This is a genomic window from Enterococcus sp. 2201sp1_2201st1_C11_2201SCRN_220225 (assembly GCF_040925905.1).
GTDB classification, from domain to species: Bacteria; Bacillota; Bacilli; order Lactobacillales; family Enterococcaceae; genus Enterococcus_C; species Enterococcus_C asini_A.
Genome location: NZ_JBCOJC010000005.1, coordinates 54,566 through 77,821, shown reverse-complemented (window position 1 = coordinate 77,821; position 23,256 = coordinate 54,566). Strand labels below are relative to the sequence as shown.

The 23,256-nt window shown below is 43.5% G+C and carries 25 protein-coding genes, 1 riboswitch and 1 other annotated feature; of the genes, 4 read left to right on the top strand and 21 right to left on the bottom strand.

Translation table 11 applies throughout. The features are described from left to right. Positions 1–35 precede the first annotated feature (35 nt). Genes AB5754_RS02665 through AB5754_RS02655 form a run of 3 tightly spaced genes read right to left on the bottom strand, consistent with a single transcriptional unit; the run spans position 36 to position 3,985 of the window. On the bottom strand, positions 36–2,450 hold the full coding sequence (locus AB5754_RS02665) for a homocysteine S-methyltransferase family protein (protein ID WP_368251774.1): 2,415 nt from the start codon (positions 2,448–2,450) through the stop codon (positions 36–38). Continuing rightward, positions 2,451–3,125, bottom strand: coding sequence for a vitamin B12 dependent-methionine synthase activation domain-containing protein (locus tag AB5754_RS02660; RefSeq protein WP_311834382.1), 675 nt, complete (start codon positions 3,123–3,125; stop codon positions 2,451–2,453). After that, positions 3,122–3,985 (bottom strand): methylenetetrahydrofolate reductase, encoded by an 864-nt coding sequence (locus AB5754_RS02655; protein WP_368251775.1) that lies wholly within the window; start codon positions 3,983–3,985, stop codon positions 3,122–3,124. The genes AB5754_RS02660 and AB5754_RS02655 overlap by 4 nt, the downstream gene beginning before the upstream one ends. 231 nt (positions 3,986–4,216) lie before the next feature. Here AB5754_RS02655 and AB5754_RS02650 point away from each other — a divergent pair, with 231 nt between their 5' ends. Beyond that, entirely contained in the window at positions 4,217–4,729 is a 513-nt protein-coding gene (locus AB5754_RS02650; protein ID WP_368251776.1) for an ECF transporter S component, read from the top strand. A gap of 49 nt (positions 4,730–4,778) precedes the next feature. Here the strand turns inward: AB5754_RS02650 and AB5754_RS02645 are convergent, their stop codons facing one another. The 7 genes from AB5754_RS02645 to AB5754_RS02615 all read right to left on the bottom strand — a co-directional run bounded on the left by AB5754_RS02645 (position 4,779) and on the right by AB5754_RS02615 (position 12,198). Continuing rightward, complete coding sequence (locus AB5754_RS02645) at positions 4,779–5,945, bottom strand: sugar MFS transporter (protein WP_368251777.1); 1,167 nt, start codon at positions 5,943–5,945, stop codon at positions 4,779–4,781. A 184-nt stretch (positions 5,946–6,129) separates the two neighbouring features. Next, positions 6,130–6,960, bottom strand: a complete 831-nt coding sequence (locus AB5754_RS02640) for a formate/nitrite transporter family protein (RefSeq protein WP_368251778.1) — start codon at positions 6,958–6,960, stop codon at positions 6,130–6,132. Positions 6,961–7,046: 86 nt separating this feature from the next. After that, the gene (locus tag AB5754_RS02635; protein WP_368251779.1) at positions 7,047–7,358 is read right to left on the bottom strand and encodes a nitrite reductase (NAD(P)H) small subunit; all 312 of its coding nucleotides are present in this window, start codon (positions 7,356–7,358) and stop codon (positions 7,047–7,049) included. Then, positions 7,358–9,796: a nitrite reductase large subunit NirB gene (gene nirB / locus AB5754_RS02630; protein WP_368251780.1), complete on the bottom strand. Its 2,439-nt coding sequence runs from the start codon at positions 9,794–9,796 to the stop codon at positions 7,358–7,360. Before nirB ends, AB5754_RS02635 begins: the two co-directional genes overlap by 1 nt. 293 nt (positions 9,797–10,089) lie before the next feature. Beyond that, complete coding sequence (locus AB5754_RS02625) at positions 10,090–10,722, bottom strand: response regulator (protein ID WP_368251781.1); 633 nt, start codon at positions 10,720–10,722, stop codon at positions 10,090–10,092. Between the two features lies 1 nt (position 10,723). Next, a complete protein-coding gene (locus tag AB5754_RS02620) occupies positions 10,724–11,737 on the bottom strand; it encodes a sensor histidine kinase (protein WP_368251782.1) in 1,014 nt (337 codons plus the stop codon). Beyond that, positions 11,734–12,198 (bottom strand): GAF domain-containing protein, encoded by a 465-nt coding sequence (locus tag AB5754_RS02615; protein WP_368251784.1) that lies wholly within the window; start codon positions 12,196–12,198, stop codon positions 11,734–11,736. The genes AB5754_RS02620 and AB5754_RS02615 overlap by 4 nt, the downstream gene beginning before the upstream one ends. Positions 12,199–12,373: 175 nt before the next feature. Here AB5754_RS02615 and AB5754_RS02610 point away from each other — a divergent pair, with 175 nt between their 5' ends. Both AB5754_RS02610 and AB5754_RS02605 read left to right on the top strand, forming a co-directional pair. Further along, positions 12,374–13,867 (top strand): amino acid permease, encoded by a 1,494-nt coding sequence (locus AB5754_RS02610; RefSeq protein WP_368251785.1) that lies wholly within the window; start codon positions 12,374–12,376, stop codon positions 13,865–13,867. Between the two features lie 242 nt (positions 13,868–14,109). After that, on the top strand, positions 14,110–14,997 hold the full coding sequence (locus AB5754_RS02605) for an Abi family protein (protein ID WP_368251786.1): 888 nt from the start codon (positions 14,110–14,112) through the stop codon (positions 14,995–14,997). 196 nt (positions 14,998–15,193) lie between these two features. On the opposite strand, the gene AB5754_RS02600 is transcribed toward AB5754_RS02605, so the two are convergent. From AB5754_RS02600 to AB5754_RS02585, 4 genes are read right to left on the bottom strand one after another with little or no spacing between them, the layout of a single operon-like run. Next, positions 15,194–16,147, bottom strand: coding sequence for a siderophore ABC transporter substrate-binding protein (locus tag AB5754_RS02600; RefSeq protein ID WP_368251787.1), 954 nt, complete (start codon positions 16,145–16,147; stop codon positions 15,194–15,196). A gap of 21 nt (positions 16,148–16,168) precedes the next feature. Further along, on the bottom strand, positions 16,169–16,927 hold the full coding sequence (locus AB5754_RS02595) for an ABC transporter ATP-binding protein (protein WP_368251788.1): 759 nt from the start codon (positions 16,925–16,927) through the stop codon (positions 16,169–16,171). Then, positions 16,924–17,877, bottom strand: a complete 954-nt coding sequence (locus AB5754_RS02590; protein WP_368251789.1) for an iron chelate uptake ABC transporter family permease subunit — start codon at positions 17,875–17,877, stop codon at positions 16,924–16,926. Before AB5754_RS02590 ends, AB5754_RS02595 begins: the two co-directional genes overlap by 4 nt. Further along, positions 17,874–18,815: an ABC transporter permease gene (locus AB5754_RS02585; protein WP_368251790.1), complete on the bottom strand. Its 942-nt coding sequence runs from the start codon at positions 18,813–18,815 to the stop codon at positions 17,874–17,876. The genes AB5754_RS02590 and AB5754_RS02585 overlap by 4 nt, the downstream gene beginning before the upstream one ends. Positions 18,816–19,000: 185 nt before the next feature. On the opposite strand from AB5754_RS02585, the gene AB5754_RS02580 reads away from it, so the two are divergent. Continuing rightward, complete coding sequence (locus tag AB5754_RS02580; RefSeq protein WP_368251791.1) at positions 19,001–19,492, top strand: GNAT family N-acetyltransferase; 492 nt, start codon at positions 19,001–19,003, stop codon at positions 19,490–19,492. A gap of 64 nt (positions 19,493–19,556) precedes the next feature. Here AB5754_RS02580 and AB5754_RS02575 read toward each other — a convergent pair whose 3' ends face one another. From AB5754_RS02575 to AB5754_RS02545, 7 genes are all read right to left on the bottom strand, one after another. Further along, positions 19,557–19,961, bottom strand: coding sequence for a DUF4430 domain-containing protein (locus AB5754_RS02575; protein WP_368251793.1), 405 nt, complete (start codon positions 19,959–19,961; stop codon positions 19,557–19,559). Positions 19,962–20,103: 142 nt separating this feature from the next. Beyond that, a riboswitch (cobalamin riboswitch) is annotated at positions 20,104–20,276 on the bottom strand. A 24-nt stretch (positions 20,277–20,300) separates the two neighbouring features. Continuing rightward, complete coding sequence (locus tag AB5754_RS02570) at positions 20,301–20,444, bottom strand: EutP/PduV family microcompartment system protein (protein WP_368251794.1); 144 nt, start codon at positions 20,442–20,444, stop codon at positions 20,301–20,303. A gap of 282 nt (positions 20,445–20,726) precedes the next feature. Next, entirely contained in the window at positions 20,727–21,038 is a 312-nt protein-coding gene (locus AB5754_RS02565) for an MGMT family protein (protein ID WP_368251795.1), read from the bottom strand. A 185-nt stretch (positions 21,039–21,223) separates the two neighbouring features. Continuing rightward, complete coding sequence (rplT, locus tag AB5754_RS02560) at positions 21,224–21,583, bottom strand: 50S ribosomal protein L20 (protein ID WP_368251796.1); 360 nt, start codon at positions 21,581–21,583, stop codon at positions 21,224–21,226. 52 nt (positions 21,584–21,635) lie between these two features. Further along, positions 21,636–21,836 carry a 50S ribosomal protein L35 gene (rpmI, locus tag AB5754_RS02555; RefSeq protein WP_010754488.1) on the bottom strand — a complete coding sequence of 67 codons (201 nt, stop codon included), beginning with the start codon at positions 21,834–21,836 and terminating at the stop codon, positions 21,636–21,638. Positions 21,837–21,929: 93 nt separating this feature from the next. Further along, positions 21,930–22,454 (bottom strand): translation initiation factor IF-3, encoded by a 525-nt coding sequence (infC, locus tag AB5754_RS02550; RefSeq protein WP_311834418.1) that lies wholly within the window; start codon positions 22,452–22,454, stop codon positions 21,930–21,932. An 18-nt stretch (positions 22,455–22,472) separates the two neighbouring features. Continuing rightward, positions 22,473–22,601 (bottom strand) — a sequence feature (ribosomal protein L20 leader region). Between the two features lie 66 nt (positions 22,602–22,667). Further along, on the bottom strand, positions 22,668–23,204 hold the full coding sequence (locus tag AB5754_RS02545; protein WP_368251797.1) for a GNAT family N-acetyltransferase: 537 nt from the start codon (positions 23,202–23,204) through the stop codon (positions 22,668–22,670). Between the last annotated feature and the right edge of the window lie 52 nt (positions 23,205–23,256).

The window sequence follows — 23,256 nt, the reverse complement described above, 5'->3', positions numbered from 1 at the left end:
TTCCACTGAGGTATCGTGCAATTTACTCACCTTGCCTATCCCTCTTTATGCTGAGCAAAAAACTCTTGGGCAATGGTCACCGATTCCATGGCGTCTTTGGCATAGTAATCCGCTCCTACAAATTCTCGGTAGTCTTCGTTTAACACGGCGCCTCCCACCATAAAGCTACAGTCTAAACCAGTAGCTTTTACGGCAGCAATGGTTTTTTTCATATTTTGCACTGTAGTGGTCATCAAGGCCGATAATCCCGCAAGCTGAATCTTTTCTTGGCGAATGGTTGCCACCACAGTTTCAATCGGTACATCTTTGCCTAAATCCACCACTTCAAAGCCATAATTTTCCAGCATCATTTTGACGATGTTTTTGCCAATGTCGTGAATGTCTCCCGCCACAGTGGCAAGCAAAATACGCCCTTTTCCCTCTGTCTGACTTTCGTGAGCGGCCATATGGGTTTTTAGCACTTCTTGAGCCCCTTTGACGGCTTCAGCACTTTGCATCAACTGAGGCAAAAATAACGTACCGGCTTCAAATTTTTGACCCACTTCGTCTAAAGCCGGGATGAATTCTTCATTGACGATTTCCAAAGGGGTCTTATTTAGCAGTAGTTTTTGAGTTGTGGCAGGGGTTTCTTCTTTGCGTCCTTGTAAAATCAACTGGCGCAAACTTTCCCCAGCCGAATTTTTATCCTTTGGTGTCTTCGGCTTGCCATCTGCTGTTTCCTTTGGCAAAGCAAGCCCAAATTGCAAGTCTTGGCAGTGGGTAATATAGTCTTTGGCGTCTCGATCTTGTTGGTTAATCACCCGCAATGTGCGCACCGTGGCCATCATTTGCGCACTTGCCGGATTGAGAATGGGCGCAGACAATCCTGCTCCTGCGGCCGCGGCTAAAAAGGTGCTGTTTAATAACGGCCGGTTGGGCAAGCCAAAGGAAACATTGCTGATTCCAGCCACGGTTTGTACCCCTAGCTCTTTTAATAACTTCAAGGTTTCCAAGGTGACAGCCACTTGATCTTGTTGGGCCGAAGCCGTCAATACTAAAGGATCAATCAAAATATCCTCTTTGGCAATGCCGAAACTTGCGGCCGTCTCCACGATCCGCTGAGCCACCGCCAAACGTCCTTTTGCAGTCGGAGGAATCCCTCCTTCATCTAAGGCCAAGCCCAAAACCAAGGCACCGTATTTTTTGGCAATAGGAAAAATTTCCGCCATCACTTCAGGTTTGCCATTGACAGAATTAATCAAAGGCCGGCCATTATAAGTCCGCACCCCGGCCTCAATGGCTGCCACTGAGGAAGAATCGATTTGCAAAGGCACATTAATGACACTTTGCAGCGCCTCTACGACTTGTTTCATCATGGCCGCTTCGTCGATTTCCGGTAAACCCACATTCACATCTAAAATTTCGCCACCGTCATTGACTTGCTGAATGGCTTCTTTTAATAAATAGGCAAAATCCTTTTGACGAATCGCAGCTTGTAGGCGTTTTTTCCCCGTAGGATTCAGGCGTTCCCCGATAATCGTCAAGCGGTTGTCTAACATCACCGTCTCCACTCCAGAAGTTACGGCGGTTACTTTTTGCGTTTTTGGTGTTGCTGGCATACTACGATTCAATAAACTCCGCATTTCTCGAATAAATTCTGGCGTGGTACCACAACAGCCGCCAACTACCCGCACCCCTAGCGACAACATTTTTGCTACCGATTGACTGTATTCTGCCGCACTAAGGCGATAAACAGTTTGCCCCTCGACCATTTCCGGCAGTCCCGCATTGGCTTGCACGATTACCGGCACTTTGGCAAAACGGGTCACTTGCTCCACTAAAGGGAGTAATTCTGCTGGGCCCAGAGAACAGTTTAAGCCCACTGCCTCAGCTCCCAAAGCTTGTAAAGTTAATGTCGCGGTCACCGGATCACAGCCCACAAAAGTCCGTCCGTCTCCTTGATAGGTCATGGTGACAAAAATCGGCAAGTCAGTATTTTCCTTAATGGCCAGCATGGCAGCCTTGGTTTCCAATAAATCACTCATGGTTTCCAAAATCACCAAATCCGCCCCTGCAGCTTCTGCCAATTTGGCTTGTTGGGCAAAGAGGTCGTAAGCTTCTTCAAAACTCATGGTCCCTAAAGGTTGCAATAACGCCCCAATCGGTCCCATATCATAGGCCACAAAAGTAGCCCCACTGCTTTTTGCCAATCGAATGGCGGCCGTAATAATTTCCGGTAATTTCTCCGCGGGAATTTTATGGCCGTTAGCTTGAAAGGTATTGGCGGTGATGATGTCTGCCCCCGCCTTTACATAAGCTCGGTGAATCTCCGCTACAATCTCAGGATGAGTCACATTAAAATACTCCGGCTGCATCCCCGCTTCCAATCCTTTTTCTTGTAGCATCGTCCCCATGGCTCCGTCAATCAATAAAAATCCTTGGTGCAATGCTTCTTTTAGACTGCCCTTCATCTACGCTCCCCCTTTGCGAAACTCACAAAAATTTTGACACTGACTGCAACTACGAAACTTTGGCTTGGCATCTTTTGCATCGGTAAACAAGCCAATCACTGCCGTTACCGACTTTCTAGGAATCATCAAAAAATCCGCCGTTAGGGTAATGCCCAGTTTTTGATCTGCTTGCAAACTAGCCAAAAAAGCCGGTTGCAAACTTAAGGGCAAATCCCCATAGCCTGGAGAATAACGCTGATTTATGGCAAAGCCTAGCTCATCTGCGCTTTGGGCCATATCGGTTTGCGCCAAATCACAGACTTTTTCAATGTATTCCGTACACGCCGCATCCAAAACCAAAGCCCGGGTCAACTCCGTGATTTCATAACGGCGAATCACTTGCTCGATTTCTGTGCCCAAGGTAACGGCTAACAATGCCACGCCATCCGCTTTGGCTAAATAACGCCAAATATCCCGGCCAGTTAACACTAAATTCGTACCCAGCACTTTAATTTCTTGATTCGCTGTTTTCTCAATCTCAAAAAATTGATAGTGGTAGCGAGGGGTACTTTTGACTTGTACTTCCACCATGGCGTCTTCTACCAGTTCGTCGATTTCTGTGGTTAGCTCATGGCGGCGTTTATAGCCTAAATACCGCAAGACCTCCCGCTTTTCTAAAGGCAACAATTCCTTCAATGCCGCTCACCTCGCAAATAATCAAAGGTTTTTAAAGCAATTTCCGGACGATTCATCGTATACAAATGCACCCCGTCCACTCCATGGGCAATTAAATCACTCATTTGCTCCCAAGCATAGTCCAAACTAGCCTTTTGCAATTCCACTGGGTCTTCACCATAGCGATGAATCAGTTTAATCAATTTTGAAGGCAAAGAAGAGCCACACATAAAAATCATCTTTTGCACTTGGGCTTTGGACAAAATCGGCATAATCCCAGCAACAATCGGTTTGGTGACCCCCGCCTGGCCCGCTCCTTCTAGCATCCGATAAAAGCAGTCGTTATCAAAAAACAATTGAGAAATAAAAAAGTCCGCCCCCGCCTGTTCTTTTTCCAATAGATGTTGGTAGTTTTCCTGATCAATTGCTTGGCTAATATGCCCTTCTGGATAACAAGCGGCTCCCACTGAAAAGTGATCATCTGCTTTTATGGCCGCTACTAAATCCTTGGCATAGCAAAAATCTGGCACAGCTTCTCCCGTTTCAGGTAAATCCCCTCGCAGAGCTAAAACATTTTCCACATGGACTTTTTTCATCTCTTGTAAGATTTCAGCCACATCTTTTTGTCCGTTATTAACACAGGTCAAATGATGCAAAGGCTCAATTCCGTAGCGTTCTTTAATCGTCTTGGCAATTTTCAACGTCGCATTGCAGCCACCACTGCCCCCGGCTCCATAGGTAATGCTGACAAAATCTGGGGACAGCCCTTCAAGTTCTTGCAAAGTCTGATAGATCGTCTCTAAGCCGCTCTCTTTTTTAGGAGGAAAGACCTCCAAAGAAAGCACCGTTTTATTGGTTTGAAACAAGTCGCCAATCTTCACTCCCTCAACTCCTAACAAAGTTTTTCCCATTTTACCATGTTTTTCAATAAAAAAGGGTAATTTTCAGAAAATTCCGCCTTCCATCCCCTAAAGAGGTATGCTACAGTAAAGAAAAATTAAGAGCGCGACTAGCTGGGGGCAATTTAGAAGCCCCCCATGGATTTATGCCCCTTTTCTTAAAACGCTCTGGGAAACTCCCACCAACTTCAAACATTTTCTGAGGTGAACTTTGTGACCAAGTCAACTTTAACTGCCCGTCGGATCGCGTATTTAGCTTTACTTAGCGCAGCTTGCGTGGTAGGCCGGCTCTCCTTTACTTTTTTACCCAACGTGCAACCGATGACCGCCATTTTGCTATTGTTAACCTTATTATTGAGCCTACCTGAAGCACTTCTGGTAATGAGTATCTCATTAGTCGTTACCAACTTGTTTGTCGGCTTAGGTATTTGGACAGTGGGACAATTTTTAAGTTATTTAGGCATTATGCTGCTCTTTTGGCTTCTCGCTCGCCTGCCTTTATTTAAAACTCGTCTGTGGCTGCAAGCACTTTTAGCCGCGGCAATGGGCTTTTTATACGGATTTCTCTATTCGATTTTCAATTATTTTCTCTACGGCATGAGCATTTTCTGGCCTTATTGGCTCCAAGGACTCCCCTTTGACGCCCTACACGCCGGGGGCAATTTGGTGTTTTATCTCTTGTTATTTCCGGTATTTCAAAAATTGTTTAAACAGTTTTTGAAATAGACATAGAAAAATCCTGCACTTTCAATCAGGGAAAGTGCAGGATTTTTGGTTAGTTTGCTTGTGGAATCACTTTCTTCAACCGCTCTGAAGCTAGCAAAATCAACACGCCAAAAAACAATAAATACAAGGGATATAATGTAATGGACAAATACTCAACCACCACTCCAAACAATGGAGGCAAAAACGTCGTGCCTACATAGGCCGCAGCCATTTGGACGCCAATTACCGACTGAGAATTTTCCGCACCAAAGTTGTCTGGCGTAGCATGAATGATAGCCGGATAAATCGGTGCGCCGCCAAAACCAATAATCAACAAGCCCGCTAGCGCCAGTAAGTCAGTTTGGACTGGCAATATCACACAGATAATTCCTACTAATAAAATCCCCGTCCCCAGTCGCACCAGCTGACGATCCCCTAAATAATCCGCAAAAAAACCACTGAGAAAGCGCCCAAAAGTAATTCCCAAAAAGAAAAACGATGCAAAACGCGCAGCAATTTCTGGGTCCACTTGTCGGACTTGGACCAGATAAGTGCTAGCCCATAAGCCGGTGGTCTGTTCCAAAGCACAATAAGCCAAAAAGGTGAGTAATACATACTTAATCCCTTTTAAGCGAAAAACTTCCCCAAAGGACAGCTGTTTGCTAAGCGGGGTCCCTGCCTGACTTTTATCCTTGCCCATTTTCCATAATGGCAGACTGATAAAAAGGATTACCGTTAAAGCCAGTTGCAAGACACCTACTGCCCGATAGCCCCCTTGCCAACTTTGCTGGGTCAAATAATGGCCCATAATATATGGACTCACCGCTGCCCCCACACCCCAGCAGCAATGAAGCCAGCTCATATGCCGACTGGGATAATGGAGCGCCACATAAAGATTTAGCGAGGCATCCACCGCACCCGCTCCTAAGCCATAGGGAATTGCCCAAAGACAGAGCTGCCAAAATGAAAAACTGACAGAAAAGCCAAACAAAGCCAATGCTGTCAATAAAACGCTACAAGCCGTCACCAAACCGGCGCCAAATCTGCGAGTCAAGCGGTCTGACAAAAGACTAGAAACGATTGTACCAAACGAAATAATCATCGTCACTAAACCAGCGTACGATAGGGGCACTGCCAACTGGCCTTGCATGACCGGCCAAGCCGATCCCAACAAAGAATCCGGCAAGCCAAGACTAATAAAAGCCAAATAAATAATGATTAATAACAGAGAATACATGAAGAACTCCTTGATAAACTAGCCCATATATTGCTCGTGGGCTCCGTTTTTTTCTTTAAGTTTACCTTGTAACTAAAGAGAAAACTAGCTATAAAGCAAAATTCTTCCATTCTCTTAGCTGGGGTTAGTTTTGGGAATCAAAAAAAGAGGCGACAAGTTTCTGTCACCTCTTCTTACAGAATTACTATTTCCGCTCCAACACCCCAGCTACGGGCTCTTCATCAATAATCCCGGTCTGCTGCGCCTTTTCTTTCATACCAACTTTAAAAGCTAAGAAATAACTCCCCGCCAAAATTACGCCGCCACCGACGAAATTTCCCAACCAAACAAAGAGCATATTGGAAGCAAATTGGCTCCAAGTTACACCACCTGCTAAAATGCCGGCGATAATCAAGAACATATTGGCTACCACGTGCTGATAGCCGGCAATTACAAAGCCAGCCACTGGCAAAAAAGTACCGACAATTTTGCCGATAAAATCTTTGGCCGCCATATTCATATAGACCCCGGTACAGACCAAAATATTACAAGCAATCCCGGATAGGAAAGCTTGTAAAGGCGCATCGGCTACTCGACCTAGTGCCACGGCAATGGTCCGTTCCACAAAGGCTCCTTGTAAAGTGTTGGAAAAATAACCGAAGAAGACTGCCACTGCCGCAGCTCCCACAAAGTTAAAAATTGTGACCAAAAACATATTGCGCGCCCATTGTTTAAAGGTGATAGCTTTGGCGTACAAGGCCATGGTCACCGCTAGCATATTGCCTGTGACCAATTCTCCCCCGACTAATAACAAACAAATCAAACCAAAGGGAAACATTAAAGCTCCTAACAAATTGACCAATGTGCCCCATTCTTTCGGCATGGAACCCATGGTGCGAATCATAGCCACGCCGGCAAGACCGATAAAGACCCCTGCCATAATTGCCAAGATGGCAGTCGTTAAGGTGCTGTATTCCGCCTTTGCTTTACCACGCCTGATTGCTTCATCCACTAACTCTTTTGGTGATAGACTCATTTTACCCCTCTTCTCCATTCATTTGGCAAGAAAGTAAGGAACCACCTTACTTCATTGCCAGATTTACTTTTATTATCTTGATTTCATCAACTTTGGGGAAATTCTACATAGATTTCGTCGCCTTTCACTGTCACAGGAAAAACCGGCACTTGGCCTTCATCTGGTTCTTGGATTTTGCCATCCACTAAGGAAATCTTATAATCCCGCATAGGTTCATAGACATATTCTCCCGAAACCAAGCCTTCTAAAATCGGACCATTCGTTAAAGGACACTGATCAGCCAAGGCAAAAATGCGACCATCGCTGATTTCAAAGATGGCAATTTTTTGATTGTCAATGGTTACGGAGCGACCCACTTGTGGCATTAACTTACTTTTATTGGTTGCAAAAACTTTCATTAAATCCGCCCTCCCGTCACAAGGCTTTCCCGATTGTCCAATGTATACATTTTTTCTCGCAAGTCAGGACTCTTTACGACTTCGCCCCAAGTATCTTTCTGACCTTTAGCTTCCATGGCAAAACGCAGTGTTTCCCACAGACTTTTCCGTTTGTTTTCATCTAACAAGACGGTTTTCACATTGTCAAAGCCCATGCGTGCAAGCCATGGGGCAGTCCGTTCCCCGTAAATACCGGTTTCCCGATAGTATTGCAAGAAAGCACCGCACATATCCACCACTTCGGCTTCGGTTTCCACCGTGGTCAACAATTGGGCTTCTACTAATTCAGTACCGCCATTGCCGCCAATGTAAATTTGAAAGCCATTTTCCACACCGATAATGCCGAAGTCTTTCACCGCTGATTCCACACAACTTCTAGGACAACCTGACACACCCACTTTAAATTTATGAGGCGTGTCAATGTATTCAAAAGTTTCTTCCAGTTTCACGCCTAAGCCCATGGTATCTTGAGTGCCGAAACGACAGAAGCTCTTACCCACACAGGTTTTTACGGAACGGAAAACTTTTCCGTAGGCTTGGGCGGCCACCATGTCTAACTCTTCCCAAATCGCCGGTAAATCTTGTTTTTTGACACCGTAAAGGCCAATTCGCTGGGAACCGGTGACTTTCACTAGAGGCACTTGATACTTATCTGCCACCTTGGCAATTTGTAGCAATTGTTGGGGATTGGTTTGACCGCTCCGCATCCGGGGAATCACTGAGAAAGTGCCGTCTTTTTGAATATTGGCGTGCATTCGTTCATTAACCACTCGAGAAGTCCGTTCGTCTTCGTGTTCTGCTGGCCATGCTACATTTAAATAATAGTTAACTGCGGGCCGACATTTTGGACAGCCTTCAGGGTTGCGCCAATTTAAGGCTTCAAAGACTTCCTTAGTCGAGGTTAAGTGTTTTGCGTAAATCTGGGTCACCACTTGATCTCGGTTCAAATCCGTACAGCCACACATTCCCGTAGCTGCCGTTACGCTATCCCCCAGTTCCGCTTCTAAAAGCAGCTGAATATCTCCTTTACACTTGCCACAAGAAGTTCCGGCTTTTGTCACTTTGCCCACTTCTGCCACGCTGGTTAAGCCTTTTTCGCGGATGGCCCGCAAAATTTCTCCTTTTGAAACCCCGTTACAGCCACAGACGGTTTCTTCATCATCCCATTCCAACACGTCGCCACCGGCCGCGCCATCACAACCCGGTGCCGTCAAGACGGAAATACTTTGCAAGTCTTCAATGGTCGCGCCTTTTTTCATCATGTTGTAATAGCGGCTGCCTTCTTCTGTGTCACCGTATAACACAATGCCGACAATTTTATTGTCTTGTAAGAAGATTTTCTTGTATTTGCGGCTGGCACTATCAAAGGCCTCAATGGTATCTAAGCCTGCTGTTTGGGTCACATTGCCGGCAGAATACAAATCGGCACCGGAAACTTTCAATGAAGTAAAAGTGGTGGAGCCTTGATAAGGTTTAATGTCGGCTTGATGGGTCAAATTATCCGCCAAGATTTTTCCTTGTTCAAAAAGAGGCGCCACTAAGCCATAGCATTTGCCTTGATGCTCCACACATTCGCCAACACCGTAAATACCAGACACATTGGTTTCCATATAATCATTCACCACAATGCCTCGGTTTATTTCAATGCCACTGTCTTTAACTAGCTCTGTTGCTGGCCGAATCCCAATGGACATCACCACTAAATCCGTATCCAACGTGCTGTCGTCACTGAATTTCAAGCCAGTAACTCGGGTTTCCCCTAAGATTTCTTTGGTGGCGTGTTGCATTAAGAAATGTAAGCCTTGGTCTTCTAGTTCTTGTTGCAATAGTTTACCGGCGGTTTCGTCTAGCTGGGTTTCCATTAACCAATCAGCCAAATGGACCACAGTCACTTCCATGCCTTGGTCTTGCAAGCCTTTTGCCGCTTCCAATCCTAAGAGGCCGCCGCCGATCACCACGGCTTTTTTGTATTGGCTTGCGGCATTGACTAATTCTGCTGTGTCGTCAATGGTCCGAAATGCCACTACACCTTCTAAATCAGCTCCCGGAACGGGCAACATAAAGGGATTGGAACCCATGGCTAAAATTAATTTGTCATAGCCGATTGTTTGCCCTGAAGCCGTAGTAATGGTTTTACTTGCCACATCCAATTTTTGGGCAGGATCATGGTTGATTAATTCGATATTGTTTTCTGTGTACCAGTCTAAAGGATTGGTGATAATTTCTTCCACGGTCATCTTTTTTTGCAAAATATTGGACAACATAATTCGGTTATAGTTGGGGTATTCTTCTTTGCCGATAATGGTCACTTGATAGCGATCTGGGTCCCGCGCGATAACTTCTTCCACGGTCCGCACGCCGGCCATACCGTTGCCGATGACAACTAAACGTTCTTTCATATCTTTCACCTCATAGGATTTTTGCTACAGTGATTACCAAAAGTGGTTTGAAAAACATCGTTGAAAACTTCCAGAACCACTTGTTACCTTATTCACAATAACCAAAAATCTACGAAAAACCTATTAGGGGATTCCCTAGTATTGTGAAGAACCTAACGAGAATCGTTCTCGATTAGCAAAGAAAACGGTATCCAGCCTCGTGTCCTCCTTCTTTTCGAACCGAAGAATCCTAAGACCACAAAAAAACAAGCAACTTCCATTCCCAACATGGAAAGTTGCTTGTCTTTTCATCTTTAAAAGTCCACCAAATGATGCTTCAAACTATAAGACACCAAGTCTGCGTAGTTGTGAAGTTTAAGCTTTTTGTGAATATTGGCTTTGTGGACTTCCACGGTTTTCACGGAGATAAATAATTTTTCGGCAATTTTTTTATTGTTATAACCTAGTGCAATCAGTGGCAGGATTTCTTTTTCCCGCTTAGACAAACTCTCGTATAAAGAATCCCCATTTGAAGTTACTAGACTGCGCAATTGTTCTTCTTGGTAGCCGGCAAAGAACCGTTCCCCTTGAGATACTTTGCGAATCCCTGCCAATAATGTCTCTTCATGGGCACTTTTTAAAACAAAACCGTCTGCTCCGGCGGCCAAAGCTTCTCTGACATAGGTTTCGTCATCGTGCATGGTTAAGACGATGATTTTGATATCCGGGTGAACTTCTTTTAAGCGCCGAGTCGTCTGAAGGCCATTTTCTCCAGGAGGCATGGAAATATCCATGAGCAAAATATCCACCGGCAACTGTTCTGCCTTGAGAAAAACTTCATTGCCGTCTGCTGCATCCCCCACCACTTCCATATCCGGCTGCGCATTGAGCATAAACGCCAGCGCATTGCGAATCATGGCGTGATCATCCGCAATTAAAAGCTTCATCTCAAATCCCTCCTTTGAGTTGTGCCGATTTATCCTGGTCATAATCCACTCGCAGTAAAATCTCCGTGCCACTACCAAGACTGGTGTGAATGGACAGGCTTCCTCCTAGAGCGACAATTCGCTCTTTCATATTCACCAAGCCAAACCCTTGCTCCTTTTCCCCTAGAACAAAACCCGCCCCCTCATCTTGAATGGTAACGGCTAAGTACTCACGTTGATAATCCAAAGCCACCTTTACTTGGTTGACACCAGCGTACTTCAAAGCATTGGCTACCGCTTCTTGAACAACCCGGTAAATGGCAATTCGTTGGGCTTCAGACAATGGATTGGGACTGCCGTTTTGTTCCAATTTCACCTCAAAACCGGTCATTTCTTCCGTTCGTTGGGCAAATTGAACCAAGGCTGGTTGTAAGCCAAACTCATCTAAAGTCATGGGCCGCAACTCGCCGGCTAATTCCTTGACCTCTTGTAAAATCTCCGCAAAATGACGATCGATTTTTTGCATCTGCTCTTTTTGCTGGTCTTGGGGCATCCATTTAAGCCCCCTAGTTTCCAACATTAAGCTATAAATACTTTGGGCGATACCATCGTGGAGATCTTGGGCAATTTGTTTTCGTTCTTTTTCCCGCGCATCATTGAGATAGTCAAATAGGGAATGTTGACGATTGCTAGCATCACTTGTCTTTTGCGGGACAATTTGCAGCAATTGCTGGTTGCCGGCCGCTTGGGAATGCAAACTCCCCCAAAAATCATACAAATCTCCTTGCTTATCTTTTAACACAAAAGGAAAGCCCTTGGAGTCTACTTCCCCCACTGGACAATCCAAACAAACCGCCTTGGTACTGTGAAGCAAGCAGCCTTTTCCCCGGGCAATTTCTAGCACTTTGGCAAGGGTCAATTGATACTGACTTTCCAAGATGGAAGCGGCCTTTGTCTTTACCAAAACCTGATCCTGTTCATCTAAGAGCCACGCTGCTTCTTGAATTACCGCAAATAATTCGCCAGATAAATTCACCCTTCTCCCTCCTTTATCGCTAACAAGTCTGCCACTTCAGAACCAGCTTTTGTCAATTGGGCAACTTCTTCTGGGGAGAAATCCCGGGCCTTTTGATAGCCAATCATCAAAACTCCTATGACTTCTGGGCTAACACTTGCCCTAACTATGGGCGTCAAAACAGGTACCGCCAAGACTGAATCTAATTTTTCTGTGCGGGAAATGGGATAAGCGGCTAACTTTTCCGGTTGGGCTTGTAAGTTTTTCTCACTTTGCGGACGGGCGGTTTGCCAGACCAGCCCGGCAATGCCCCGGCCTACTCGCAATTTAATTTTTTCATGGGCCAAATCCGCCGGGCCTTGGGTATAGCGCCAACGAATTTCTTTTACTTCATCAAAAGGCGCAGTATTGACGGCCACCCCAATAAAATCACAACTCCATAATTTTTTTTCTTTTTTTAACCATGATTTTATATCAGCCACAAAAAAGACTCCCATCTCCTAAAATTTGTGCAAAATCACACAATATGGTTGCAAAATCCCCAACTCATCACTATTATAATAGCAGAAATCAGTGGAAGAACGAAACCAGAGGGTAGGCTCTTTTCTTCAAATCATTTGACCAGCCTGCCACTCTCAAAAAATAAGGAGCCCGCTTATGTCGCAAAAAAAACATGTGTCACTGCCGCAACTCGTCTTAATTATCACCACTACGGTCTATTCTTTTTCCAGTATGTCCACCGCTTTTTACATGATGGGCATCAAATCCTTGCCTTGGTTTTTAATCGCCGGTGGTTGTTACTTCATCCCCTATGCGCTAATCGTCGCCCAATACACCCGAAAATACGGCAACCGTTCTGGCACCGTATACGACTGGCTAAAAGATGCCCTCTCTCCAAAAGCGGCTTTTGTTACCGCCTTTTTGTGGTATTGCAGCTACTTTACTTGGATGGTCAGCCTCTTTATGAAATTGGTGATTCCCTTGTCCATTCTCCTCTTTGGCCGTGACATCACCGCAGAAGCTTCTTGGTTTGGCATTTCCACGCCTTGGCTAGTGGCAGGCTTTGCCATTTGCGCCGTGACCTTATTAACTTGGTTGATCAACCGCGGCTTTGGCACGATTTTACGCTTTTTGAAAGTCTCCAGTTTAGCCATGGTGGGACTCTTGCTGTTGTCTGCGGTGAGCAATTTTACCTTAGTCTTCGCCCACCCCACAGAAGTCTGGGCAAATATCCAGCAAGGTCTCCATGCTCCCAGCTTTTTTGAAGGCACAGGAGATCAGTTTTTCAGCCAACTGCCCTTCTTTATTTTTGCCATTACCGCTTTTGGTGGTTTGGATACAGTAGCGTCTTTATCTGACCGGACAAAAGACAGCCGCCGCCAGTTTCCAAAAGGCTTGATTTACAGCGGCGTAATTATTTTAGCCATTTACATCGGCGGGATTATTCTTTGGAGTGGTGCCAACGATTTAGGAACGCTGCGCCAAACCGATCAAATGCACTTGGGTAATTTAATGTACGGCTTAATGGGCTCTCTGGCAGGATCACTTAGTAAAACATTAGGACTTAGTGTGGCAGCCAGTGGCGTGGTTTATCAAATCTATATCCGCTACACCGCTTTTGTGCTCTTTACAGCTTATCTGGGTCTCTTGTCTTCCATTAGCTTCGGGCCTTTAAAAAGTTTGATTCAAGGAACACCCAAAAACCTTTGGCCCAAACAATTGACAAAACTGAACAATCAAGAGATGCCCTTTAAAGCCTTGCACTTACAAGCTGGGGTGATCATCTTAGTGATTTTAGCCGTGACGCTTAATACTCATGTGGCCGGCGAATTATTCAACCAATTGACCTATATGACCAATGTGGCGCGGGCTATGCCTTACTTTGTCGTCGCCGCAAGCTTTCCATTTTTCCTAAAAAAACGCATTGTAGCCGACCAAGAACTCTTTGTTAGCAATCGAAAGCTTAGTAATTTTCTATCCATGAGCGTTTGTGCTTGTATCATCTTTGCCATCGCTTTTCAAATTTGGGAACCTTTCTCTTTGGGACATTACAGCGATGCTTTGACTTTAATTATCGGGCCAATTGTCTTTAGCACAATCGCCGCCCTCTTGTATCGCCGGGGGGATGTTGCGGGGATGGGAGTGGAGTAAAGAAGCTGATTTAGTTAAGCTTCTTTATTGCATTAGAAACTAGTTATTGTTAAAAGTTCATAATTGCAATTTTCTCTTTAAAACATCCCCCTCTCATCTCCAAAGAATTATTTTTATTTTTTCATTTAAAAGCTTCTCCTTGAATTTGCCTCATCATTTTCGTATAATACACTTAACAGAACTCGACACGCCTCTCTTTGATGCGGACCAGGTCGAGTCATTTTTTATTTATAGGTGATTAAATGCCATCAAAACAACATCAGCTGCCACTTTCGGTTGAAGCACAAATAAAGAATCTTCAAGAGTTAAATCTGACTTTTAATGATTTGGATTTTGCCACATCCTTTTTAAATGACGTATCCTATTATCGCTTTATCAAAGCGTATAGCCTAGGTTTGAAACCTAGGAACGGGCAATATTATGATGGTGTGACCTTTGAGCAAATTGTTGAACTTTATTTATTTAATGCAAATTTTAGGCAGAAGCTATTCTGTCATATAGAAAAAATTGAAGTAAACCTCCGCACGAGGATAGCAAATCATTTTTCAGTCAAGTATGGTAGTCTCGCTTATCTTGATAGCCATTATTTCGTCAACGAGGACTACCATACCAGCTTCATTAAAACAATAGAAAAAGGAATTACTAGAAATAGGCGCTCTCCATTTGTTAAAAACTTTCAAGATAAATACGAGGACGGGAGTATCCCACTTTATGCTCTAGTGGAAATCATGAGCTTCGGTACCTTATCTAAATTTTTCAAAAATCTTTATCCTGTCGACAAGAGAGAAATTGCCATAAGTTTTAATACCTCTTTCAAGTTTCTCGAAAGTTGGATAGAAAGTATCGCCTACGTTCGTAATCTCTGTGCCCATTATGGTCGGCTCTATAACGCAATACTCACTAAAAAACCAATGCTATACAACGAATACCGCAAACTTGGTATTCGAAATGATCGTATTTTTGGTGTTATTTGTTGCCTAAAAGAAATCATTCCACAAGATGGTCACTGGAATGATTTCATCGAAGAAATAGAACAACTTCTCATCAAATATCCTCACGTAGATAAACGCACTATGGGCTTTCCAAATAATTGGAAAACAGTCTTGTTAAATTCAAAAGATCAAATTTGATAGACTTATGCAAAAATCGTCTCAAAAATTTCTGAGACGATTTCTTTCATATCTATTATTCTACTATGTATTCTCTCTAGGATTTCCTCAAAGCGACAGAGACAATATTATCTGGTGAAAATCCTAATTTTCCAGCACCTGACAGCTTGTTTTTCACTGTCAGGTGCTGAATTTTTTTCTAAACTAACGGTAAAACCTATTCCACTGCCTGTGCAACATCTTCTATCATCGCTTTCACAGATTCTAGTCCGCCGCCGGAAAGGTACCACACATCTGGTTGTAAGGAAATCACCTTACCGTTTTTGCCTGCATTGGTTTCTTTGACCAGTTCGTTTTCTGCTACTTGGTTTTGGCTATCGTCGCCACCGATTGCTTTGGTGCGGTCGATGACAAAGAGCACATCTGGATTTTTTTCCAAGACGTATTCATAAGAAACGCTTTGGCCGTGGGTAGAGGCTTCGATTTGTTCATCGGCTTGCGCAAAGCCAAAAGTATCATGGATGATCCCAAAGCGAGAACCAGCTCCAAAAGCGGAAAGTTGGCCTTCGTTGACCAAAACCACCAGCGCTTTTCCAGCATCCGCTGCCTTAGCTTTCAAATCAGTAATTTGCGTTTCCAGATCAGCAATCTGGTCTTGGGCTTTTTTTTCCTTACCAAAAATTGTTGCCAATGTATTGATATTTTCTTTGGTGGATTCCCAAGGTTTAGCGCCGTCCACCGCCAAATACAAAGTAGGGGCAATGGCACTTAGCTCTTCTTTAAAATCACTTTGGCGACCGGAAATCACAATCAAATCCGGTTGCAATTCATTGATTTTTTCCAAGTCTGGTTCTTTAATGCCCCCAGCGTTTTCCACATCACTGTAGCTAGCTAAGTATTCCGGCAAGTTTTCTGTGGGAGCGCCGATGACCGCATCCCCCACACCTAAAGCATCTAAGGTGTCCAGTGAGCCATTGTCAAAGACCACCACTTTTTTAGGCTTTGTGGGCACTTTTACCTCAGTACCTTCACTGTCTTTGACTATCACAGTGGCATTTTCACTGCTACTAGTATTGCTAGTACCACTGTCCTCTGTAGCGCCACCTGCACTCCCACAGGCGCTTAAAGTCATCGCCACTACCGCCAAAACTGTATATAAAACTTTCTTCATCATCTTCCTCCTGCATGTTTTTTAACTAAAATACATGCAAAATCGTTTTCCTTCGATTTCGCAAATTTTAATTTCCATATTATATAACCGATTCAACACCGAGCTTTGGATAATTTCTTCTGTGGGGCCTTGGGCAAAGAGCTTGCCTTCTTTCATGGCCACCACTTCATCTGCATAACTGGCAGCAAAGTTAATATCATGTAAGACGATTAAGACCGTCTTGCCATAATCAGCTACTAAACTGCGCAATGTTTGCATCATTTGGACTGCATAATTCATATCTAAGTTATTTAATGGTTCATCTAGCAAGATATAATCCGTATCTTGAGCCAAAATCATAGCGATATAGGCTCGTTGCAACTGTCCTCCAGAAAGAGTATCAATGGGCTGTTCCGCTAACTCTTCTAGCCCTAGAGCCAAGATGGCTTCCCGTACTTTGCTATTATCTTTTTCCGTCAAGCGTCCCTTTGAATAGGGGAAACGGCCAAAATTAATCAATTCTTGCACCGTAATATTCAAAGAGACGCCATTAGATTGTTTCAAAATCGCTAACTTTTTGGCTAATTCATTGGACTTCCAAGTTTTGACCTCACTGCCATCGAGGTAAATCTCCCCTCGATCTTTATCAATCAAGCGACTGGCAATGGATAACAATGTGCTTTTGCCAGCGCCATTGGGGCCGATAAAGGCAGTTAGTTTTTTAGGGGCAATGGCTAAGTCAACGTCTTGTACCACGGTTTTTTTGCCGTAACGCTTACTGACATCTTTGATTTCCATCATGGTTGTTTGCCCCTTTCTTTAATGATTTTCGTCACAAAATAAATGCCCCCGACAAATTCAATCACCACGCTTAATGTGGTGTTTAAGGCAAAAACTTGTTCCACTAAAAACTGGCCTCCTACTAAAAAGAGCAGGGCTAAAAGTGCCCCACCGATAAACAGCACCCGGTGTTCATAAGTGGCAAAGAGCTGGTAGCTGACATTAGCCACGATAAAGCCTAAAAAAGTCACCGGCCCCACTAATGCGGTAGCAATTGCTACGAGCATACTGATTACCACAAGAAGAACTAGTTGAAATGCCTCTACTTCAATGCCTAAATTCATTGCCTGATCACGTCCTAAATGCAAAACGTCTAACTTAGAAGCCCAGCGCCATAAAAGTAGTATCAATAAAAATCCTAAAATGGCCGCAATGCCCAGAAATTGACTATTTACATTGCCAAAACTTGCAAAGAGTTTTCCTTGCAAAAGGTCGTATTCGTTGGGATCCATGAGCACTTGCAAAAATGTGCTGATGCTACTGAAAAAAGTGCCCAAAATCATCCCTATCATTAACAGTAAAAATAAGTTGCGCCTTTTTAATAAACTGAAAGCTAGTGCTGTACTAAGCAATGTCACCACTAAAATAGTGCCTAAAAACTGCCAAATACTTTGTTGGCTGAGCATTTGTGCCCCTCCAAAGACGAAAAAAGACAGGGTTTGAATCAAGACATATAAAGAATCCAAGCCTAAAATATTCGGCGTCAAAAAGTGGTTTTCTGTCACCGTTTGAAAACTAATGGTGGCAAAACTGGTCATAATCCCCACTAAAGTGAAAGCCACTAGTTTTTTCCCACGGAGTTTTAAAGCAAACGCCCAGTTGCCATAGGTCTCATAGGTCAAAAAGAGCACCATCACCAATCCAGCCACCACAGCTAAACCGATTAGTACCCTTACATTGCGTTTTTTCATACTTGCTGTCTCCTTACCAAAAGAAAGATAAAGAGCACACTGCCTAGGGCTCCTACGATTACGCTTACCGGGATTTCATAAGGCGGAATCACCACCCGGGCCAAAATATCACAGGCAATTAAAAAGACGCTGCCTAGCCAAGCGGTCAATCCCAAAGTGTTTTTCATCTGATCGCCATAACGCAGCGAAACGAGATTCGGTACGATCACCCCGATAAAAGGCACGGTTCCTACCATAATTAGCACCAGACTGCTAGCCAAAGCCACTAAACCTAAGCCTAAATACTGCACCCGGCGATAGTTCAAACCGAGGTTTTGAGCCAAGTCCTCTCCCATGCCAGCCACTGTAAAGTGATAAGCAAAGTAATAAATCACGCCTAATAAAGGAACTGCCAGATACAAAAGCTCATAACTCCCCCGCATCACCGTGGCAAAATTGCCTTGTAACCAAGAAGACATATTTTGCACCAGCTCAAATTGATAAGCAAAAAAAGTAGCCATCGAGCCAATGATATTGCCAAACATAACCCCCACTAAAGGCACCATCATCTGATTTTTCCCCGGCAAAAAACGAGTCAGTTGTAAAAACAATAACGTGCCTAAAAACGCAAAGAGAAAAGCCACGCCAGAGCGCAATAACAAAGGTGCATCCGGTAAGAAGAGCATCACCACTAAAATTCCTAGACGCGCACTGTCCATAGTTCCTGCCGTCGTAGGGGAGACAAATTTATTTTGGGTCAACTGTTGCATCACCAAGCCACAGACACTTAAGGTACTGCCAGCTACGAGTAAACTTATTGTACGAGGCAAGCGGGTCGCAAAAAAAATCAACTGTTGCTCCCCTTTAAAAAAGAGTTGCCCATCCAAGTCTTTGACCCCAATAAATAACGAAAGAAAAATCACAAAGAATAAAATCGCCCCTTGGAGCACTTTTTTCATGGCTGTCCTCCTTTGTAATTGAGAATGATTATCAGTATCACCGTCTTAGTTTAGGCAAATCCCTGATAAAATGCAATCTTTTTTTGACGAGAATTGATGTTTTTTGTGAAATTCCTCATTTCCCCTTGGCTTGAAGCAAAAATAACCCCATACTAAAGAAAAACCCCTAAAAAAGGAGTTTTCCGATGAATAACAATTATTCCTATGAGCAAATCACTGCTACAAATCAAGCAGAAGCTTTTTTGATTTACTTGGCAAATGCTGATTATTTTGCCTTAACTAAAGAAATCCCGACGATGGAACAAATCCACGAAGATGCTCGTAGCTTACCAACAGGACTTGATCTTAGCCACAAGCATTTTTTATTAATTCGTCAAAATGAAATCCCGGTGGCGGTCTTAGATCTCCTCACAGACTATCCCAAAAAACAAGAAGCCTTTCTTGGGCTTTTGCTAGTAAAAGAAAAAGGTCGGGGTCACGGCCGCAAAATCGTCAGCAGACTAGAAGACCAACTGATGAAACAAGGCTACACCAAACTGATTTTAGCCGTGTTGCAAAACAATCAACCCGGTCTTATTTTTTGGCGAAAACTAGGCTTTCAAGAAAGCGGAAAAGGGACTTTTCCGCTAGACGCCACTAGCTACCCTGTATTGAAATTTGAAAAAGCGCTGAATTAAAGCAAAAGGAGCGTTTTAGCCACAGCCAAAACGCTCCTTTTCCAACATATGTCTCAATGATTTCTTACATCGCTGCCAAATTAAAGATCACTTTGTCCCCGTCTTTTAAGGTTACATCTTTGGCGCCTTCATTGACTTGTTCCTCATTTAGAGTAAACGTCCAATATTTTTGGGCTGGGGCATCTTGTTCTTTGCCTGCGATACTGGTAATAAAGCCATCTTCGTCTTTGATTTCAAAGTTTTCCTTCATGGCATCGTATAAACTAGTATCCTTAGCCACCGCGATTTCTTTGTTTTCAAATTCACTGCCATCTTCTTGTAAAATCACTGTAACGGCTACTTCATTTGCTGCAACGCTGGTACTAGCTGTAGTACTATCACTGGTATCATTTTGACTGCCACAAGCAGCTAACCCCACCATCACCAAGGCGGTAAAGATAACGCCCATGAACAACTTCAATTTTTTCATCATACTTCCTCTTTTCATTTTAGTCCTAAAAAAGACACTCCGAATAACTCAGAGTGCCTCCAGCAGCCATCTTCAAAGAAAAACCCAGCCTAGTCGTTCATTAAGAAAAATAGATGCCAGACAGCTCTCCCTGTTATCATGCCCAGTGCCAACTATCCTAGATATCCTGACTTCACTTCATCCTACACTCTCCTCTTCCCAAGTAAACTCAGTGAGTAATGAGATTTCGTCCATGTCACAGTAGAAAGGGACTGCCGAGGATTTGCACCTCGTTTCCTAAGACAGCTGTTTCTTATTTAGTTTTCTTTATTGTAACATAATCCCCTGATAATGAAAGTCTTATTGAGACTGCCAATCAGCTGGATAAGTCACATAAACAAACCGAGCATCCCCAGTGACGGAAAATTTGATTTGACTGCCTAAAGCTTGACAAAGGGTGGTTTTGCCGCAGCCCACTGCTCCCATTAAAATAATTTTTTTCATAGGCTTTCCTCCAAACCAAAAAAAGTGCCTAAAGAGACTATCTCCTTAGGCACCGTTACCTTTAAGTGCACACCCTTGTACACAGTATTTGTAATTTATTTTTACAATCATATGTTAGCTTGCAAAAAGTTACTTGTCAATGGTTTTAAAAAAGGAAAGAAGGATTCAATAATTCTATCGGCTAAAAAACTTACACTCGAAACTGCAATTCCTTTTTGCAAATTTTCTTTGTTCCTAGCTACTTTTCTCTCGTTAGTAGGCAAATTCTCTATCAGCTATCTTTCAAAAATCTCCTTGCCACTGAAACTCTTTCAAAGCCACCCGATTGCTAGGTGTAAATCCCACACCTTCAGCAATCAATAGTTCCGATTGTTCCTGCCAATTTGGAGCACATCTTCCTTGGCTATTGACCACTCGATGACAAGGGTAATTTCCGTAATACTTCGCTTGGCGCAAAACTTGCCCTACCAAGCGGGAATTTTGCGGATAACCAGCTAGTTCAGCAATTTGCCCATAGGTAGCAACTTTACCTGAAGGAATTTCTGCCACAATGGACAGCACTAAAAAAGCGAAATTCTCATCCATTTTTGCCATTCTATCACTCTCCAGTAATTTTATTAGAACTGAAAAATCATGAACTAGTCTCCTCATTTTACCACAGACTATCAATGGTTCTTCTACCAAAAATTTCTACTCAATGACCGACTAATCTCTGGGTCAAAATAAAAAACCCCACTCACTAAGAGCGGGGCGAATACTGATTGAACAGTATGAATTGCTTATTTGTTCAAAGCATCTTTAGCTGAATCAGCTAAAGCAGTGAAAGCTGCTGCATCGTTAACAGCAAGATCAGCTAACATTTTGCGGTTGATGTCGATTTCAGCTAATTTCAAGCCGTGCATCATTTTAGAGTAGCTAAGACCATTCATACGAGCTGCTGCGTTGATACGAGCAATCCACAATTTACGGAAGTCGCGTTTCTTTTGACGACGATCCCGGTATGCGTAGCTGTAAGATTTCATTACTTGTTCTTTAGCTGTTTTGAATAATGTATGTTTTGAGCCGTAGTAGCCTTTCGCTAACTTAAGCACTTTTTTACGACGTTGACGAGTTACGGTTCCACCTTTAACACGTGCCATGTTGAATTCCTCCTAGATTTAAATCAAATTGTATGTTGCTTTTAAGGGTGTCTTAACGCATTTGTGACAATTGTTGACGAATACGTTTGTAATCGCCAGCTGACACCATGCTTGCTTTACGCAATTGACGACGTTGTTTTTTGGTTTTGCCGTGGAAACGGTGACTAGTGAAGGCGCTGTGACGTTTCAATCCTCCGCCGCCAGTGCGTTTTACACGTTTTGCTAATCCGCGGTGTGTTTTTTGTTTTGGCATGACTAATTCCTCCTACATTTCATTGCATATGCATTCTGCACAGATCACTGAACAGCGCTGGCATTCTCAAATAAAAATCGTACGTGGGACAGTTTATTTATTATCGGCTTTTGGAGCCAATACGAGAAACATGCTACGACCGTCCATTTTGGGTTTTTGTTCCACTGTTGCCAAATCATTTGTTTCTTCGGCTAAGCGATCCAAGACCTTCTGACCAATCTCTTTATGGGTAATGGCACGACCTTTAAAACGGATGGAGGCTTTCACCTTATCCCCTTTTTCAAGGAATTTACGTGCATTCCGCAGTTTCGTATTAAAATCATTTACATCAATCGTTGGGCTTAAGCGAACTTCTTTGATGCTGATCACTTTTTGTTTCTTACGGGCTTCCCGATCCTTCTTTTGTTGTTCGAAGCGGTACTTCCCATAATCCATGATCCGGGCAACTGGTGGTTTTGCGTTAGGTGCCACTAATACTACGTCCAAGTTAGAGCGCTCTGCGATTGCTAGGGCTTCTGCTTTGGATTTTACACCTAATTGTTCACCGTTTTGATCGATCAAACGTAACTCACGTGCTCGAATGCCGTCGTTTACCATCATGTCCTTTGCTATGGTCATTCACCTCCAGGTATATTCAGAGAAACAAAAAAACGAGTTCGTATTCGAACTCGCACCCAAACTCACACTACACCTACGTAGTCTGAAACCTATCAGCCCGGCAAAATTCTTCACTCAGGCGAGAAGCGGGTGCTCCTTCTTTATTTCTCAACTTTTATAGTATACGAGATTTCGGAAATGATGTCAAGTTTTTTTCATGAAAAAAGCGGAAATTCATTTTTCCCCTTCCCAATAAAAATGCACATTGGCTTTGTCTGCTTGCTTGGTATGACGATAAATCAATGTATCCAAGCCGCCGATTTCAAAGCCCATCTTCAAATAAAAACGACAAGCCGCCAGATTATTGTCTTGGCCAATAGTCCAAATGCCGGCATAGCCTTTTTCTTTGGCTTTTTTTAGACCGAGGGCCAACATTTTTTCGGCAATTCCCTGTCCCCGATAAGCACTGACAACTTTTAAATCCGACAAATACAGATATTTCAACCAGTCGTCGGTAAAAATTGCTACGCCGACACAGTTTTTACCGTCAAAAGCACCTACTGCCGGCCCTTCCTTTAAAACTTTTTCAATCTCATAGTTTTCATCGGGAAAAGTTAGCTCTTTCACATCTTCTGGGCTAAAGCGTTCCTCAGTCGCATGCCAGCCGGTTTCATCATGGCTAACCTGTAAACGACCAAATAAAGAAAAAGCTTCATTAGGCAAGCGAACTGCTGCCTCATCTTTTTCTGTCAATAAGCGAATTTCAATCATGACGTCCCTCCTTTTTCTTACTATACCAAAACAAAGGCCAGACCAACAGCGG

Bases quoted from the DNA above. Each gene is read 5' to 3' on its own strand.
- AB5754_RS02625 (WP_368251781.1), bottom strand. From the start codon at position 10,722: ATGAAGCTTTTAATTGCGGATGATCACGCCATGATTCGCAATGCGCTG.
- AB5754_RS02635 (WP_368251779.1), bottom strand. From the start codon at position 7,358: ATGAAAGTTTTTGCAACCAATAAAAGTAAGTTAATGCCACAAGTGGGT.
- AB5754_RS02610 (WP_368251785.1), top strand. From the start codon at position 12,374: ATGTCGCAAAAAAAACATGTGTCACTGCCGCAACTCGTCTTAATTATC.
- AB5754_RS02585 (WP_368251790.1), bottom strand. From the start codon at position 18,815: ATGAAAAAAGTGCTCCAAGGGGCGATTTTATTCTTTGTGATTTTTCTT.
- AB5754_RS02575 (WP_368251793.1), bottom strand. From the start codon at position 19,961: ATGAAAAAATTGAAGTTGTTCATGGGCGTTATCTTTACCGCCTTGGTG.
- AB5754_RS02600 (WP_368251787.1), bottom strand. From the start codon at position 16,147: ATGAAGAAAGTTTTATATACAGTTTTGGCGGTAGTGGCGATGACTTTA.
- AB5754_RS02640 (WP_368251778.1), bottom strand. From the start codon at position 6,960: ATGAGTCTATCACCAAAAGAGTTAGTGGATGAAGCAATCAGGCGTGGT.
- AB5754_RS02595 (WP_368251788.1), bottom strand. From the start codon at position 16,927: ATGATGGAAATCAAAGATGTCAGTAAGCGTTACGGCAAAAAAACCGTG.
- AB5754_RS02605 (WP_368251786.1), top strand. From the start codon at position 14,110: ATGCCATCAAAACAACATCAGCTGCCACTTTCGGTTGAAGCACAAATA.
- infC (WP_311834418.1), bottom strand. From the start codon at position 22,454: ATGACCATAGCAAAGGACATGATGGTAAACGACGGCATTCGAGCACGT.
- AB5754_RS02580 (WP_368251791.1), top strand. From the start codon at position 19,001: ATGAATAACAATTATTCCTATGAGCAAATCACTGCTACAAATCAAGCA.
- AB5754_RS02565 (WP_368251795.1), bottom strand. From the start codon at position 21,038: ATGGCAAAAATGGATGAGAATTTCGCTTTTTTAGTGCTGTCCATTGTG.
- AB5754_RS02590 (WP_368251789.1), bottom strand. From the start codon at position 17,877: ATGAAAAAACGCAATGTAAGGGTACTAATCGGTTTAGCTGTGGTGGCT.
- rplT (WP_368251796.1), bottom strand. From the start codon at position 21,583: ATGGCACGTGTTAAAGGTGGAACCGTAACTCGTCAACGTCGTAAAAAA.
- AB5754_RS02645 (WP_368251777.1), bottom strand. From the start codon at position 5,945: ATGTATTCTCTGTTATTAATCATTATTTATTTGGCTTTTATTAGTCTT.
- AB5754_RS02570 (WP_368251794.1), bottom strand. From the start codon at position 20,444: ATGAAAAAAATTATTTTAATGGGAGCAGTGGGCTGCGGCAAAACCACC.
- AB5754_RS02665 (WP_368251774.1), bottom strand. From the start codon at position 2,450: ATGAAGGGCAGTCTAAAAGAAGCATTGCACCAAGGATTTTTATTGATT.
- AB5754_RS02545 (WP_368251797.1), bottom strand. From the start codon at position 23,204: ATGATTGAAATTCGCTTATTGACAGAAAAAGATGAGGCAGCAGTTCGC.
- rpmI (WP_010754488.1), bottom strand. From the start codon at position 21,836: ATGCCAAAACAAAAAACACACCGCGGATTAGCAAAACGTGTAAAACGC.
- nirB (WP_368251780.1), bottom strand. From the start codon at position 9,796: ATGAAAGAACGTTTAGTTGTCATCGGCAACGGTATGGCCGGCGTGCGG.